This window comes from Streptomyces sp. NRRL S-337 (assembly GCF_000720175.1).
Lineage (GTDB): Bacteria > Actinomycetota > Actinomycetes > Streptomycetales > Streptomycetaceae > Streptomyces > Streptomyces siderophoricus.
Genome location: NZ_JOIX01000025.1, coordinates 28,128 through 43,573, shown reverse-complemented (window position 1 = coordinate 43,573; position 15,446 = coordinate 28,128). Strand labels below are relative to the sequence as shown.

Below are 15,446 nucleotides of genomic sequence, written 5' to 3'. Positions count from 1 at the left end.
CGAAGGACATCGCATGAGGAAGCGCAAGCGCCCGCCGCAGGACCGGGATCCGGCGCGGGTGACCCGGGTCGTCCGCCTGAGGCGGTGGGCGCGTCGCCACCGCCGCGACGCGGCCGCCCATCTGCTACGCGGCACCTGCTACGGCCTCGGCACGGGTGCGGTCGGCCTCGCCTTCTGGTGGATCCAGCAACAGCTCTAGCCGGCAGGCGGGTCGGGGCTAGTCGGCAGGGCCGTGGCCCTCCTCCGCGCGGGCGGACCGCAGGCAGGTACGCGCCGAGGCCGGGGTGAGGCCCGCGGCGATGAGGACGGCCAGGGCGGTCGCATCGCCGGCGGGGTCGTGCCAGGAGGACGGGTCCTGCGCCTCGATGAGGGTCAGGGTGAGGGATTCCAGGGCCTGGGCGAGGACCGGGGCGGGGAGGTGGTCGGAGAAGACGCCTTCCCGCTGGCCGCGTTCCAGGATCGAGGTCGCCTCCGCGCGAACCGGGGCGAGCGCGGCGCGGATGCCCTCCTCGCCCAGATCGCGGCGGCCGAGGGCGATGAGCATGCGGTAGCGGTCGCCGACGGCCCAGACCGCCAGGGTCTTGCGGGCCAGGGCCGTCGCGGGCGCGGCGTCGGACTGCCGCACCGAGGTGAAGGCCTCCTCCAGCGACTGTGCGGCCTCGTCAGCGAGTGCGGCGATCAGGGCCTGGCGGTTGGGGAAGTGGCCGTAGAGCGTGCGGCGGACGACACCGGCCGCGCGGGCGATCTCCTCCAGGTTCGCTTCGGGGTTGCGGCTGAGCTCCTCGCGGGCGGTGGCCAGGATGCGGGCGCGGTTGGAGCGGGCGTGGCTGCGCTGCGGGGCGGGCCCTGGGCGGCTGGTCATGGGCGGGCGGCTCCTGTGTCGGCGATGCCCCCTCATCGTACTTACTTGCACAGTGCTGTGCATGTTCTTATGGTTGCACATGGCTGTGCAAGTTCGGCTTCGTCGTTCCTGCTGCCGCTCCCGTTCGCGTCCCTCTTTCCTGCCCTCTTTCCTGCCCTCCTTCCTGTTCCCTTTCCCGCTCCCTCGCCGTGGAGGTTTCCGTGTCGCCCGTCGATCCCGCATCCATATCCCCGCCGGCAGCACCCGCAGCCGGACGCCGCGCGCCCTCACCCGCTTCCACGCCCGTGGAGCATTGGGAAGCCCCGTATCCGCGCAGGTGGTGGGCCCTGCTCGTGCTCTGTCTGAGCCTGCTGATCGTGGTCATGGCGAACACCTCGCTGATCGTGGCCGCGCCGGACATGACCCAGGACCTGGGCCTGAGCAGCAGCGACCTGCAGTGGGTCGTCGACGGCTACACCGTCCCGTACGCCGCGCTGATGCTGGTGCTGGGCGCGATCGGCGACAAATACAGCCGCCGCGGCGCGCTTCTCACGGGTCTGGTGGTCTTCGCGGGCGGTTCGGTCATGGGCAGCCTGGTCGACCGGACCGAGCTGGTCATCGCGGCCCGGGCGGTCATGGGCGTCGGCGCCGCCGTCGTCATGCCGGCCACGCTCTCCCTGCTCGTCGCGGTCTTCCCGAAGGCCGAGCGTGCCCGCGCCATCACGGCCTGGACCGCCACCTCCGGTCTCGCCATCGCCGTCGGTCCGCTGGTCGCCGGATGGCTGCTGGAGGACCACGCCTGGGGCTCCACCTTCCTGATCAACGTCCCCGTCGCGATCGTCGCGGTCATCGGCGCGCTGGTCCTGGTGCCGTCGTCGAAGGCGCAGGACATGGGCCGGATCGACTACGTGGGCGGCCTGCTGTCGATCGTCTCCGTCGGCAGCCTGGTCTACGCGACGATCGAGGGCCCGCGTTTCGGCTGGGGCGCCGGTCCGGTCACCGCCGCCGTGGTGGCGGGCCTGGGCCTGCTGGCCTTCGTGGCCTGGGAGTTGCGGCACCCGCACCCCATGCTGAACGTACGGAGGTTCACGCTGCGCCCCTTCAGCGGCTCCCTGCTCGCGGTGCTGTTCTTCTTCTTCGGCACCTTCGGCGCGCTCTACTACTCCACGCAGTTCCTGCAGTTCGTCCTCGGCTACGACGCGCTGGAGACCGGCGTACGGCTGCTGCCGCTGGCCGGTGCGGTGTTCGCCGGCGCGGCGGTGACCGGCCGGCTGACCCCGCGGCTGGGCATGAAGGCGATGGTGGTGGCCGGTATGGCGATCGGGACCGCGGGGGTCTTCCTGCTCACGCGGATCGACCAGGGCTCGGCCTACACCGACTTCCTGGCGCCGATGATGATGCTGGGCCTCGCGATCGGCCTGAGCGTGTCCCCGGCCACGGACACCATCATGGGCTCCTTCCCGGAGGACGAGCTGGGGGTGGGCGGCGGCGCCAACGACACCGCCCTGGAACTCGGCGGCTCGCTCGGCATCGCGGTGCTGGGCTCGCTGCTGGGCACCTCCTACCGGGACCGACTGACCGACCTGGCCGGCGGCCGCCTCCCGGCCGCGGCCATGGACGCCGCCAAGGACTCGGTGGGCGGCGGCCTGGCGGTCGCCGAACGGATCGCCCAGGACCCGTCCGGCGGCCCCCTTCAGGCCCAGGCCCTGGTCGACGCCGTGCACCGGGCCTTCGCCCACGGCGTGGCCACGACCAGCCTGACCGGCGGCATCATCATGGCCATCGGCACCCTCCTGGTCCTCGCCGTCCTGCCGGGACGCAGGGCTGCCGGGCGGTCGGCCGACTCAGCTGCCGGCTGAGAATTTCCGGTTCGAGGCCCAACTGGCCCTCCATACCTACGCGTTGAGGCGGAACGCCGTCTCGCTCACTACCCCCGATGCTCCCGACCGCGGAAGGTGACCATGTACGCGATATCCCTCGGTGACGACGGCGCCGAGCTGTGCCCGCTGGAGCCGTGGCAGGCCGGCGAGTTCCTGGCCCACATCGACCGGGGCCGGGAGTTCATCGGGCTGCACAACGGGCTGCCCGACCTCGTGACGGACCTGGCGTCGAGCCGGGCGTTCCTCCAGGCGTACGCCGAGAAGGCCGCCGCCGACACCGGGCGGATCCACGGCATCCGGACGGACGGCACGCTGGTCGGCGCGGTCATCCTGCGGACGATGGACGTCGCGCAGGGCAACGCCGAGGCGGGCTGCTGGCTGGAACCGTCGGCGGTCGGCAAGGGGCTGGTGACCCGGGCCGCGCGGGTCCTGATCGACTGGGCCGTCGAGGAGCGCGGCATCCACCGTGTGGAGTGGTGGGTCTCGTCGACGAACGCGCCCAGCATCGCCGTGGCCCGGCGACTGGGAATGACGCGGGACGGCGTACTGCGCGAGAGCTACCGGTACCGGGGGCAGCGGCACGACGAGGAGATCTGGTCGGTGCTGGCGCCGGAGTGGCGGGCGGGGAAGGGCGCCGGTGCCTGGTCGAGCCGGGCGCACTGACGCCGGACCGGCCGCGGGGGAGGGGTGTGCCGGTCCCCTAGAGCGGCACCGTGTCGGCGTAGATCACCTGGGTCCCGAGCGGGCCGAAGAGCTCGCTCACGGCGAAGTCCGAACCGGAGACGGCGCTTTCGGTCACCAGCAGGCGGAGCGGACCCGGGGGCAGCGGTGAGGGCAGCGGGAACTCGCCGGAATAGGTCTGGTCGGGGCGGGAGGTGTCCTCCGGGTCCAGCAGGATCTCGGTGTCGTCGAGCTTTCGCCAGGCGACCGCGTCGTCCGGGATCTCCGGGTCCCGCTGCAACAGGGACACACTCACCTCGGGGCTGACGCCTCCGCCGAGGGTGAAGTCGGTGAGGTAGTTCGGCCCGGAGAGCCGCACGGTCAGCGGGTCCGTTCCCTCGACGGTCAGCACCCGGTCGGGCAGGGTCCGCAGGACGGGCGTGTGCACGATCGGGGACAGGTGCTCGCCTTCCAGGGAGTCCGGCTGGAAGCGGGCGAGGGCCAGCCGGACGAACGGGAGGTAGGCGTCCCCCATGGCGACGTCCAGGTCGCAGACCCAGCGGCCGCTCTCCTCGGCGAACTGCGGGCGGAAGCCCACGGCCGTGACCGCGAAGCCCGGGAAGAAGGCGTCCGGGTCCGGCAGCACCAGGCCGGACCTGACCCGTTCGGCGCCGGGGAAGTGGGCCGGTGTGGGCAGCGTGACGGGCGCGGACCGGTGCGCGGGGTCGCGGCCCATCAGGGTGATGAAGGGGTACGCGCCCTCGCTCGGCTCCTCGCCCTCCTCCGGGACGAGTACCGCGAGCAATTCGCCGCTGCCGGAGGTGAACCACGGCCGTGCGAGGTAGAGGCGCAGCCCGCCCCCGCGGCGGTGCCGGGTGAGGATCCCGGGCAGGCTGCCGGACGTCTCGAAGGCCATGGTGGGCAGGCAGTCGAGCACCTGGGGCACGGCGGGTTTGCTGCTGCTCAGAACGGTGTGCGGCACCGGCTCGCCCCACTGCGCCAGCAGCTTCTGCTCCGGGTCGGCGGCGAACTCGGGCGGGAAGCAGTCGCCGAACGGTGTGGTGGCGACGGGCTGGTACGTCACCTGCCGGTGCTTGGTGTCGCCGAACTCCTGCATCTCCGGTGGGGGCGGGACGCTTCCCGGGTCGTTCGCCGCCGCGGCGGCGAACGTGCTGAAGAAGAGCTGGTTGCCGTCGAGGGTGCTGGGAACGTTGTTGACGTCGACGTCCGGGCCGAACGGAACGGCCAGGGCCAGCGGCAGGCGGAAGACCGGTGCGGTGAGATCCCGCGTCCGGGGTCCGGGCTCGGAGAGGTCGTCGACATCCTCCGTCCAGTGCGCGACGAGGTCGATCCGCTCGGTGCTGGGCGGGTCCAGTTCGAAGAACCCGGCCAGGTGTTCACCGGTGTCGCCGAGACCGCGGCCGGTGATGTCGAACAGGGTCAGGGCCGGGGCGAGCAGCGGCCGCTGGACGGCGTGGGTGAGGGTCAGCTCGCGCCAGGGGGTGGTCATCCAGTGCCGGTTCGCCCGGGCGGCGCCCATCACCTTCTCGAACTGCTCGCCGTCACCGAGCGCCTCCCGGCACCAGTGGAGCATGCCCAGGATCTTCTCGTTGGCGACTGCCTTGGAGCAGACCCGCACGGTGCGGACCGCGGCCTTCGGCAGCGCGACGGTCAGGACCCGGGCCGCCGCGTCCAGTTGGGGTGGGCCGGTGCCCTCGACCAGACGCAGCCGCAGGGACTTCGGCGTGGACCAGTCCGGTCCGGCCCAGGGCACCTCGAAGGGGTCCTGGTCCGGCACGCCCGGCAGACCGCGGAAGACCACGCCGAGCGACAGCGGATCGGGCAGGTACGGCAGCTCGATCTGTTCCCCGGTGTGCACGACGTAGCGCTGCGGCGGGCTTTCGGCCGGCGGGCCGTCTTCCGGTGGGCCGTCCGGCGCAGGGCCGTCCGACGGAGGGCCGTCCGACGGAGGGCCGGGCTCCGGGCCGGGGAAGTCGATGAATGCGACGCCGGCCAGCGACGGGTCGTCCAGCCGGCCGCTCTCCCGTACGGCCAGTTCGTACACCGACCGACGGGCCTCGGGGTCGGCGGAGCCGATCGCCGCGTCGAGCAGGCCGTGCCGCTCGACGGCCTCCAGCGACGCCTTGGGGGCGACCAGGTGCCGTTCGTCGACCGCCCGGTACGGCGGATGCGTGCCGTCGGCGACCGGCGGCCGGGCGTTGAAGTCGTCCGCGTACTGCTGGGGGGACTGCTCGGCGGTGCTACGGATCACCAGCCGGTGTGCCGAATCGCCCTCGGTGAACGGCGCACGGGGCAGCAGCGTGGGCGCGGCCACGGCCTCGTAGCGGCGGAAGACCTCACCCCCGGCGGAGGGCAGGACCAGCACGTCCTGGTCCATGAGCCGCTCGGCCTCGTCCAGGGAGGGGCCGTTGCCCGCCAGGTCGACCGTGCGGATGCGCAGGCGGTAGGAGCGGCCGAACCGCAGCCGGGGCAGCGTCCCCGGCCGGGCCTCTGCCTCGATCTGCAGCGGCAGGGTCGTGGTGGCCCGGTTGGTGATGCGCCGCGGCCCGGGCGGTTCGTCCGCGCCGTCCTCGCCGGCCGGCCCCTCGTCGACCAGCGCCAGGCCGGGGCGGGGCGCGGACAGGGCCCAGCCGTCCCAGCAGACGAGGTGTTCGTGGACGTGGAGCCGCTCGGTGGCGCCGTCCGGCCGGGTCATGCCGGGCTGGAAGAAGCCCTCGTCCGTCACCGTGGCGATCGGCTCGCCGCCGTCCCCGTCCGGCGGGTTGTAGTGGACGATGCGCTGATGGAGCGAGAACCACTGCTGCCGGCTCTCGTCGAAGACGTCGACCCGATGGCCGCGCACCAGGTCCTCGGCGGTCAGGACGGGGGAGCCGCCGCTGCCGAGGGTGTCCTGCTGCGCCGCCGCCCGCCGGAACCCGGACTGCAGGGCCTGGGCGCGCCCGCCCTGTACGACGGCGAGACCGGCCGTCCGCAGGCTCGGCGGCGCCGAGTGTTCCGGCGTCCTCCCGTCCGGTGACACGTCGTCCGGCACCGAAGCGGCGGCGGATGCGGCGAGCAGTTTGAGGTTCACGCCGTCGATGTCGGCCTGCTCGATGGCGTACTCGGCATCGGGCAGCGCCAACAGGCCGCGGGCCGGCGGCCCCAGCGGATCCCCGCCGGAGGCGGCCGCGCAGAAGTCCTCGCCGGGGACCAGCGCGTACCGCGTCGCCGGGGTCAGGTCCTGGGAGGCCGCATCGGGCACCAGGGACGCGAACCGCGGGGCCATCGCCAGGCCCCGCTCCCCGCGGGCGGGCGTCAGCCGGCCGACCGGCAGGGTGAGGTCCACGACCAGGCCGAGCCGGCGCAGCAGCGCGAGGTGGTCGCCCAGGGCGGAGAGCATCTGGTGGAAGTCGATGACCGGCGGCACCGGGCGGGGCGGGGGCTCGGGCGGCGGTTCGTCAAGGGGCCGGGGCCCGGCGAACGTGTCGAGCTGCCTCTCCTGCTGGTGGAAGGCGAGGAAGGCGTCCTGCGGGCCGAGTTCGGCCTCGGCCGGCCCGTCGGGCCGGTCGGCGGCGAGCTGGTCGGCGTCGGCGAGGGTGGCCGCGATCTGCTGCAGCCGGGTCGGCATGTCCTGGGCCGGGGCGAAGCCGGCGAACTCGCTCATGCCGCTGGCGGTGGGGAGCTCCTCCGGCGAACCCGCCGCGGCGGCGGCGAACGCTCCGCGCGTGGTCTCCGCGAGTCCCCTGGCCGGGTACGACACCTTCACCGGCTTGCGGAAGTCGTCGAACTCGAAGGGCGTCACGGGGGTGTGCGGCGGGAAGAGGCGCTGCCACAGGGCCGAGTCGGCCGCCGGGCCAAAGACCGTGAGCGGCCCGGCCTCGCCGTCGGAGGCCGTGCCGTTCGCATCGGTGGTGACGACGAAGAAGCTCGCGGTGGCCAGCCGTGCGGGCCAGTCCTGGAAGTCCGGGAAGTCGGCGAGGGTGACCTCGCGGTCGGCGCTCAGTCTCGGCGCCACGAAGAGCGAGAATCTGGCCTGGCCGCCGTCCGGGCTCAGACCGGCCGGCAGCAGGACCCACTGGATGCGCTGGTCGATGGTCACGGTCCGGTCCCGCCCTTCCGCAGCTTCCGCCCGGCCGCCTCACGCGAAGGCCAGGCAGTACCGGTCCCAGTCGGCCGGCTCGACGCAATCGGCGAAGCCGGGATCGGCGGGCGAACCGCCGAACCGGCGCTGGAGGCTGAGCGTGACGGACTTGGTGAAGACGGCCACCCGCACACTGACGCAGAGACTTCCCGCACCGAACACCTCCGAGGTGTGCTTGTCGCTGTCCTTGACGTAGGTCAGTTGCAGGTAGAACTCCACGGAGACGCTGACCACCCCGAGGACGGAGAGGTAGCCCCCGCAGCGCAGATAGCCGGTGAGGGTGACGGACTGTCCGGTGAGGGCGAAATAGACCCCGCCCATGAGATGGACGCCGCCGCTGGCGACACCGAGGTCGAGGGAGGCGTTGCCGCCGAACTCCAGTGATCCTTCGACCAGTTCCACCCCGCGGGTGCTGACGATCAAGGAGAAGAATCCGCCGCCGCCGAAGAGCGAGACGCTCAGGTTGAACGGCTGGTGCCGCTCGGAGACGGCGAAGCGGAACGAAACCGGCCGGTCGTCGAAGGGGACCGTCAGCTCCGCGGTGAGGGTGACGTTGCTCAGCGCGAAGATGCCGAGTTGTACGGCCGGAACGGCGAGCGTGTAGCCCGCGCTGATGCCCGTCGGCGAGGGTTTCACAAAGGCGCCCTTGCCGAATACGTCGGCCGGCAGCAGGTCCTTGAGCGCGTTGACGAATTCCAGGGTGTCGGCGAGATGGACCTTCAGGCCCTCGGCGGTCAGGTCGGGACGGCTTCCCGGCCGGGCGGTGAAGGCGAGCCGTCCGATGTCGACCCGCACGATGCGTGCGAAGTCGAGCGCGAAACCCTTGAGCTCGCCGTGCACCGTCGACTGCTGCAGCGCCCGGGGTGAGCAGACGGTGGTGGCCTCCATGGCCAGCGCGGCATCCCGGAGATCGAGGGAGAAGACGCCGGCCACGATGTCCACCTGCTCGCGCCGCAGCCGGGGCTTCCAGAGGTAGCGGACCTCCCGGCCCGCCGCCAACTCGCGGGCCCGCATGATCGGTACGGGCAGCAACTGGTCGGCGCCGCCGTCCAGCCTGCGGCGGATCTCGTCGTCGGTCAGCCCGGCCAGCTCCCGGACGGCGGAGCCGTCGACCTGGTCGAGCAGGTCGAAGAGGTTGACGACACCGAGCAGTGTGGCCCCGCCGAAGATCTGCCGGAGCTGGCCCGTGCTCAGCCCGGACGCGGCCGCCCCGGCGTCGGCGAAAGCGGCCGGGAGCAGGCCCGCCCGCGCGGTGACCGCCCTGACTGCGGAGTCCGGACTCGCGACCCCGCCGCCCTTGCCCGCACCGAAGCGCACCGGCACCTCCTCGGCCAGGGAGAGGAAGGCCCCGGTCGCCTGCCCGGCCATGCCGTCGTTCAGGTAGGCGTCGTGGAGGGCGACCTCGGACTCGGTGGCGAGCCCGGTCAGCTGCTCCACGGCGGGGACCCGTACCTGCGCCGTCTGCAGGATCGGCAGGGCGCCCAGCGGATGGCCCGGCGCATGCGACATGACCAGCTTGAGCGAACTCACCGGAAGCGCGGTGGTCCCGGGCGCACCGTCGGGCGGCCGGGCCAGGGCCGCCGTCCGGCCGTTCAGCGGGATCGTCCGGCGGTCCTCGAACAGCGGGTCGTTGTAGTCAAAGATCCGCGGGCTGCCCACCGCCCGCGCGTCGACGAACAGCAGCGGCATCGTGAAGCTGAGGGCCCGGCCCTCGCTGTCGGTCCCGACGACCGTGAACCGGTAGGGCGCCTCGCTCCCTTCCAGGGTCACCCAGAACTGCTCTTCGTCGTGGTCGACGACCGGCGGCGTGGTGGTGTCGACGATGCGCAGCGACCGGAACGGCATCTCCCGTCCCCCGTGCGGAAATCCCACGTCCCCGTAGAAGACCTCGGGCTCGCTGACGCTGATGCGCGTCTCCTGCTGCAGATAGGCGACGGAGTTGCCGTCACCCGAGTCCGAGAACTTGCGCTCACTGGTACGGATCAGCAGGGCCCGGTGCCCGGTACTGAGGTAACCGCGCTGGGCGACCTGCACCACCTGGTCGCGGCCCAGTTCGGCGACGTGGTGATACGCCGCCAGACTCGTCCCCGGCACCGGCTCCCAGGCACCGGCCATGCGCACGGACGCACCGAGCGGGGTGAGGACGAACCGCTCGGCGCGCAGCGGTCTGCGCACCGGGGCACCGTCCGGACCGACCAGGTCCACGTCATGGGTGAAGGCGACGAGATCGGTGCGGTTGTCGTCGGTGAGCGGGAGATCGGTGCGCGGCGGCCGGTCGCCCGGTGCCGCGAAGGCGCGCAGCAGTGCGTCGCCGCCGTTCTCCCCGTGCAGCTCGGCGTGGAACAGCTCGCACCGGCCGTCGAGTGTCACCGCCTGACGCGGCGTCGCCCACTCGACGGCGCCTTCGTGCCCGAGCAGCACCCGGGTGGGGAACTCGATGGCCGTGCGCGGCACACCGCCGAAGACGTTGACGGTGGACGGATCGGGAAGGTCGTCGGGCACGGTCGTGGACCGGAGGTGGTTCCAGTCCAGGAGGGCCTCGGCGGAGAGTTCTACGGAGTCCTCACCGTCGGGGAGCCGGAACACCAGCGTCGTGCCGCCGGAGACGAACGAGGGCACGGTCTCGGGGAAGTTGCCCGGCGCCGGGTGCACCACGGTCTCGCTGATGTGCTGCGCCGGCAGGCTGAACATCAGCAGCGCCTCCGCGGCCGGGTCCTCCCGCACCAACTGGGCGCCGTCCCGCCGGAGGTTGATCACCTCGACCCGGAGCTGCAGCAGATCCTCGACCCGCAGCAGGGAGAAGGGTTCGGCGGTCATGGGAGCCGCCTTCCGATGACGTCGGAGCGTGCCTGCGGAAGCCTGGTGGGCAGGGACGCCACACCGCGCACGAAGGCGCTTCCGTCCTCTTCAGTGTCGCGAACGGGTGACCGGCACGCATCTTTTGCCGGCTCACCGCGCAGCGCGTCCAAGAGGCCGACCCGCGTCCCGACGTCCCTTCGTCGCCCGCCGGTGCGCGACCCGGCCCGTCACTTGGTCAGCACGTTCGCGGCGACGATGAACAGCCCGAGCAGCGCGTCCACGCACCCGACCCGGCACGCCGCCGGCCAACTCCGCCCCGCCGCCCGGGCGCTCCACAGGCCCCAGCCGAACAGCGCCACCGTATTGATCGTCAGGGCCACGTCGATCGCGCCCTCCTCGCCCCACCACTGGAGGTAGGAGCCGAACAGCGCGGCGACCGTCGGCAGCGCCGCGACCACCAGCGGCCACTCGGTGAGCATCGACCGGACCGCGCTCGTGGTGACCGGGGCCGCGTCGGCCGTGCGGTGGGCGATGGCGTGCGCGTAGCCGTGGGCCGCGGCCGACGCGATGCAGGCCACCAGCACCCACGCCGCGTCGTACCCGGGGTCCAGGGGCCCGTGCTCGCCCCCGAGGGCGGCCGCCAGCGCACTGGCGAGGACCGATCCGTAGACCCCGCCGAACAGGAACCGCTGCAACGGCTCCCCGCGGCGGGCAGGAGAAGCGGACCGCCTGACCTTGTCGCTCACCTTGCCACCTCGCGGGACGGACGGGGACGGTACTGCCACGGTCCCAAGAGATGCGCCCGCATGCCACGCGGGCCGATCGGCACGGACACCGCCGGACTACGGGAAGCCGTCGGCGTCCGTCGCCGGAAAACCCGCTTGGGCGACGCGGCGGTGGGCTAGAAAAGGGACCGTGAACCAGTCATCCAACGACTTGAGCGGGAACGTCACCGGGCCGGTCGTGCAGGCGGGCCACGTGGGGCAGTTGCACCTCACGCACCCGGTGCCCACCGCGCTGGCGGGACTGCCACCGGCGCCGCCGGAGTTCACCGGCCGGGAGGAGGCGCTCCGCACCCTGACCGCCGCCCTGCGCCCCGGCCCCGGTTCCCCGGCGGCGACGGCGCCCACCCCGCAGATCGCGGCCACCCCGCTGGCCGTGTCCACCCTCGTCGGCACCGCCGGCGTCGGCAAGACCGCGCTCGCCCTGCGTGCCGCGCACGACGCCGTGGCGGCGGGCTGGTTCCCCGGCGGGGTGCTCTTCATCAACCTCCAGGGCTACGACGAGAACCGCTACGTCCGGCCGGACATCGCGGTCTCGGTCTTCCTGAGCGCGCTCGGCGTCCCCGACGAACTCTTCCCGCCCACCTTCGAGGGCCGGCTGTCGCTGTACCGCTCCAAGCTGGCCGAACGCGCCGCCCGGCACGGCGCCGCGCTCGTCGTGCTCGACAACGCCTCCTCGACGGACCAGGTCGGCCCGCTGCTGCCCGGCTCCCCGGCCCACCGGGTCGTCGTCACCAGCCGCCGCACCCTCGGGGACCTCCCCGGCTCCCGGATCCTCGACCTCGGCGTGCTGGCACCGGCCGAGGCCGCCGCCCTGATCAGCCGCACACTCCGCATGCGCCGCCCCGACGACACCCGCGCGCTGGACGAACCCGACGCCGTACGCGACCTCACCGCACTGTGCGGCCACCTCCCCCTGGCGCTCGCCGTCGTGGCCTCGATACTGGCCGGTGACCCGGAGCAGTCCGTCGGCGAACTCACCGCGGCCCTGCGCGACCGCGCCACCCGTCTGGAGGAGCTCTCCTACGGTGACCGCACTTCGGTGACCGCCGCCTTCGACCTGTCGTACGCCCGGCTGACCACCGACGAGGCCCGGATGTTCCGGCTGCTGTCGCTCAACCCGGGCCAGCAGGTGAGCGTCCAGGCGGCCGCCGCGCTCACCGGGGAGCCCGTGCACCGGGCCAGGAAGCTGCTGCGCGCGCTCCGCGACGTCCACATGGTCGAGCCCGGCAAACCCCGCGGCTGGGTCCGCTTCCACGACCTGCTGCGTCTGTTCGCCGAGCGGCGCCGCCACGAGGAGGAGGACGCGGCGGGCGTCGAGGCCGCCGTCGACCGGCTGCTGGCCCACTACCGCGATGCCGCCCGGGACGCCACCGAGCGCATCGTGGCGGCGGCCCGCGCGCGCGGGCGGGACGACGCCGCGGAGGACTGGCTCGACACCGAGCGTCTGAACCTGCGGTCGGCCCTCCATCTGGCGCAGCGGCACGGCCGGCCCGCCGTGGTGCTGCCGCTGGCGCACGACGTCAGCTGGTTCCTGCGCCGTCAGCAGGACTGGGACGCCGGCCTGGAGGTGTGCGACATGGCCGTGGAGTTCGCCGGCATGATCGCCGACCGCGCCCAGCAGGCCCTGGCCCTGTACGACAAGGGCGACTTCCTCAAGCACAAGCAGGACTTCGATCAGGCGCTGCCCCTCTTCGCCGAGGCACTCGACCGCTACCGCGCGCTCGGCGACCGTACCGGCGAGGCCCGTACGCTGCACAGCATGGGCACGGTCGCCCGCCGACTCGGCCGGTACGCGGAAGCGGAAGGTCATTACGCCGCCGCCTTGCCGCTCTTCCGGGCGCTCGACGACCACCAGGCCACCGCCCACACCCTCTTCAACCTGGCGTTCACGGCACGGCTGCAGGGCAGCCACGCGGCGGCCCACGACCACTACCGGTCGGCTCTCGGCCTTTACCACCGGCTCGGCCACACGGTCGGGTGGGCCCGCACCCTGCAGCACCTCGGCCACCTCGCCGCGGCCGCCAACCGGCCGGCCGAGGCCCGCAGTTACTGGGAGCGGGCCCGTACGGCGTACGAGGAGGCCGAACTGCCGTTGGCCGCGGAGGAGGTCACGGAGCTGCTGGGCGGGCTGACGGCGTGAGCGGGGCGGGGTGACGGCGTGAGCCGGCCAGGGGGCGGTGTGGGCCGGGCGGTCGCGGTCGCGCGCAGGGGGTCACGGATCACCGTGCGGGCAGCGGCGGGCCACGGTCCGCGCCCGGCCCCCGACGGCCGGTAACGGCCCGCACCGCACCGCCAGCGGACGCGCCCAACGTCCCGCGGGCGCATCATGGGCCCAGGGATGGTTCCGTTCCCGGTGGGAGTGGCGATGCGACTTTCTTTTCTCGAACCGCTCTACAAGGAGGCCGGCCCGTTCGCCTCGGTGTACCTCGACACCTCGCGCGACAGTGCCATTGAGGACCCGGACTCCGCCATCGCGCTGCGCTGGCGGCATCTGCGCGACGACCTGCTCGCCGAGGGGGCGGACCCGGAGTCCATCGCCGCGGTGGCGGGCACCGTCGGGGATGACGTCCGGGTGCCCGGCCGGCACGGGCAGGCCCTGTTCACCGCGCACGGGAAGCTCGTCCTCCAGGACGAACTGCCCCGCCCGCCGGCACAGGACACGGCCCACTTCGGCGCACTGCCCGACACCATGCCGCTGATCGCCCAGCACGCCCCCGAGATCGCCTATCTGGCGGTACGTGTCTACTACACGGGCCGCCACTCCACCGACGCCGAGGGCACCGTCCGCATCGACACCGAGGCCGGGACCTGGCCCCTGACCAAGGTGACGCCCGGCGACCGGCTCCACATGGAGGTCCCGGTGGTCGAATGGCAGCACCTCGCCGAGCGGCTCGGCCGGCAGCTGGAGACGCAGGCCCGCCGCCGCGGCGCCGAGACGCTGGTGCTCGCCGGTGACACCTGGGCCCGCGGCATCCTGGCCCGCCGGCTTCCCACCCATCTGCGCAGCCGGCTCACCACCGCCGAAGGAGGCGGCCAGCCGGAACCGGGACGGGCGCTGCTGGAGAGCCAGCTCGACCGCCTCTTCAGCGGACGCATGGCCGCCCACGACCGCACCCTCCTGGAGACCTTCATGGCCCGGCGGGCCCACGACGGCGCCTGCGCCGAAGGGCTCGCGGCCGCGGTCGCGGCACTGCAGCGCGGCCAGGTCAGCGCGCTCTTCCTCAACAACCACCCGGAGTCGCCGCTGCGCCTGTGGGTGGGCCCGGAGCCCGGCCAGCTCGCCCTCACGGAGAGCGACCTGCGGGTCTACGGCGTGACGACCGTACGCGAGGAGCGCGCCGACGCCGCCCTCACGCGCGCCCTGGTGGGCACCGGCGCGGAACTCGTCCTCGTCCCCGAGGAGCAGCTGAGGCTGCGCGAAGGCGTCGGCGTGCTGCTGCGCTACGCCGATGCCCTGCGCTACGGCGACGAGGCGCAGGCGGCCTGAGGCCCGGCCGGCACCCGCGGCACGGCCCCGGTGACCCGCTCGGCCTCCGCCCGGCTCCCGTACTCGCCACGCTCACGCACCTTCGCCAGGAACGCATCAGCTCGGGGATCTCGGGGATATCGCGCACGGCCCGGGCAATTCCGTGCCACCGTAGGTGTGGGATGCAGCCGGGCCCACCACTCCGTAAGCTCGAAGCAGAAGTGGGGAGCCGTCATGACCACACCGCGGGACCTGCTGATCGTGGCCCTGGGCGAGGCGTCGCCTCCCGAACAGGGTGACCTGTCGCTCGCGCTCGCGGGAGCCGAGCTGATCGACCTGCTGCGGGCGCAAGCCGCCGCACTGGACGGCGAGCGCATCATCCCCGGCTACCGGCCCTCCGTGACGGATCGCCTCCTGGACGAGGCGGCGGGAGCGCTCGTCCAGCAGGAGCCGTACGAGTCGGTGGAGGACTGGCTGTGGCGCAGGGGCAGCGGCCTGTTCACGACGTATATGTCCGCCCTCGAAGCGGACGGGGAACTCACCCGCGAACGGCGGGGCCACTGGCGGCCGTTCCGGGCCGGTGAGTTGGTGCTGGCCGAGTCCCCCGCGCGCCGTGCGGCGGCGGACCGCTGGGCGGCGGACGAACCCGTCCTCGCCGCCCTCGCGGCGACCCTCGGGATCGGCGAGGAGCCGGGCGGAGACCCCCGGACCGGCAGTCTCCGGGACGACGGACCCCCGGCGGGCGAGTCGGTGGAGACGGTGCTCGCCGCCGTCCATGACGCGCTGAGCGAGCTGGGGTACCAGCGGCAGCGGCGCGCCATCGACAAGGCCGCGTTCGACAACATCTGGCGGGGCGGCGACGGGTGACGCCCGG

At 73.2% G+C, this 15,446-nt stretch carries 10 protein-coding genes; 6 read left to right on the top strand and 4 right to left on the bottom strand.

The window, feature by feature from the left end:
- Nucleotides 1–13 precede the first annotated feature (13 nt).
- Nucleotides 14–199 carry a hypothetical protein gene (locus tag IG62_RS42025; RefSeq protein WP_037838657.1) on the top strand — a complete coding sequence of 62 codons (186 nt, stop codon included), beginning with the start codon at nucleotides 14–16 and terminating at the stop codon, nucleotides 197–199.
- Nucleotides 200–217: 18 nt separating this feature from the next.
- Here the strand turns inward: IG62_RS42025 and IG62_RS0119565 are convergent, their stop codons facing one another.
- Entirely contained in the window at nucleotides 218–862 is a 645-nt protein-coding gene (locus IG62_RS0119565) for a TetR/AcrR family transcriptional regulator (protein WP_030804435.1), read from the bottom strand.
- A gap of 284 nt (nucleotides 863–1,146) precedes the next feature.
- Between IG62_RS0119565 and IG62_RS0119560 the strand changes: the two genes are divergently transcribed.
- Nucleotides 1,147–2,700: an MFS transporter gene (locus tag IG62_RS0119560; RefSeq protein ID WP_030804433.1), complete on the top strand. Its 1,554-nt coding sequence runs from the start codon at nucleotides 1,147–1,149 to the stop codon at nucleotides 2,698–2,700.
- Between the two features lie 102 nt (nucleotides 2,701–2,802).
- Complete coding sequence (locus tag IG62_RS0119555; protein ID WP_030804432.1) at nucleotides 2,803–3,384, top strand: GNAT family N-acetyltransferase; 582 nt, start codon at nucleotides 2,803–2,805, stop codon at nucleotides 3,382–3,384.
- Between the two features lie 37 nt (nucleotides 3,385–3,421).
- Here the strand turns inward: IG62_RS0119555 and IG62_RS0119550 are convergent, their stop codons facing one another.
- The 3 genes from IG62_RS0119550 to IG62_RS0119540 all read right to left on the bottom strand — a co-directional run bounded on the left by IG62_RS0119550 (nucleotide 3,422) and on the right by IG62_RS0119540 (nucleotide 11,067).
- Nucleotides 3,422–7,480: a hypothetical protein gene (locus IG62_RS0119550; RefSeq protein WP_030804430.1), complete on the bottom strand. Its 4,059-nt coding sequence runs from the start codon at nucleotides 7,478–7,480 to the stop codon at nucleotides 3,422–3,424.
- A gap of 39 nt (nucleotides 7,481–7,519) precedes the next feature.
- On the bottom strand, nucleotides 7,520–10,339 hold the full coding sequence (locus IG62_RS0119545) for a hypothetical protein (protein WP_030804426.1): 2,820 nt from the start codon (nucleotides 10,337–10,339) through the stop codon (nucleotides 7,520–7,522).
- Nucleotides 10,340–10,548: 209 nt separating this feature from the next.
- A complete protein-coding gene (locus IG62_RS0119540; protein ID WP_037838655.1) occupies nucleotides 10,549–11,067 on the bottom strand; it encodes a hypothetical protein in 519 nt (172 codons plus the stop codon).
- A gap of 169 nt (nucleotides 11,068–11,236) precedes the next feature.
- Between IG62_RS0119540 and IG62_RS0119535 the strand changes: the two genes are divergently transcribed.
- The 3 genes from IG62_RS0119535 (at nucleotide 11,237) to IG62_RS0119525 (ending at nucleotide 15,439) form a co-directional block, all read left to right on the top strand.
- Entirely contained in the window at nucleotides 11,237–13,246 is a 2,010-nt protein-coding gene (locus tag IG62_RS0119535) for an ATP-binding protein (RefSeq protein WP_051798274.1), read from the top strand.
- Between the two features lie 225 nt (nucleotides 13,247–13,471).
- Entirely contained in the window at nucleotides 13,472–14,593 is a 1,122-nt protein-coding gene (locus IG62_RS0119530) for a hypothetical protein (protein ID WP_051798272.1), read from the top strand.
- Between the two features lie 213 nt (nucleotides 14,594–14,806).
- Nucleotides 14,807–15,439, top strand: coding sequence for a GPP34 family phosphoprotein (locus IG62_RS0119525; RefSeq protein WP_030804412.1), 633 nt, complete (start codon nucleotides 14,807–14,809; stop codon nucleotides 15,437–15,439).
- Nucleotides 15,440–15,446 lie beyond the last annotated feature (7 nt).

Bases quoted from the DNA above. Each gene is read 5' to 3' on its own strand.
- IG62_RS0119555 (WP_030804432.1), top strand. From the start codon at position 2,803: ATGTACGCGATATCCCTCGGTGACGACGGCGCCGAGCTGTGCCCGCTG.
- IG62_RS0119565 (WP_030804435.1), bottom strand. From the start codon at position 862: ATGACCAGCCGCCCAGGGCCCGCCCCGCAGCGCAGCCACGCCCGCTCC.
- IG62_RS42025 (WP_037838657.1), top strand. From the start codon at position 14: ATGAGGAAGCGCAAGCGCCCGCCGCAGGACCGGGATCCGGCGCGGGTG.
- IG62_RS0119530 (WP_051798272.1), top strand. From the start codon at position 13,472: ATGCGACTTTCTTTTCTCGAACCGCTCTACAAGGAGGCCGGCCCGTTC.
- IG62_RS0119525 (WP_030804412.1), top strand. From the start codon at position 14,807: ATGACCACACCGCGGGACCTGCTGATCGTGGCCCTGGGCGAGGCGTCG.
- IG62_RS0119545 (WP_030804426.1), bottom strand. From the start codon at position 10,339: ATGACCGCCGAACCCTTCTCCCTGCTGCGGGTCGAGGATCTGCTGCAG.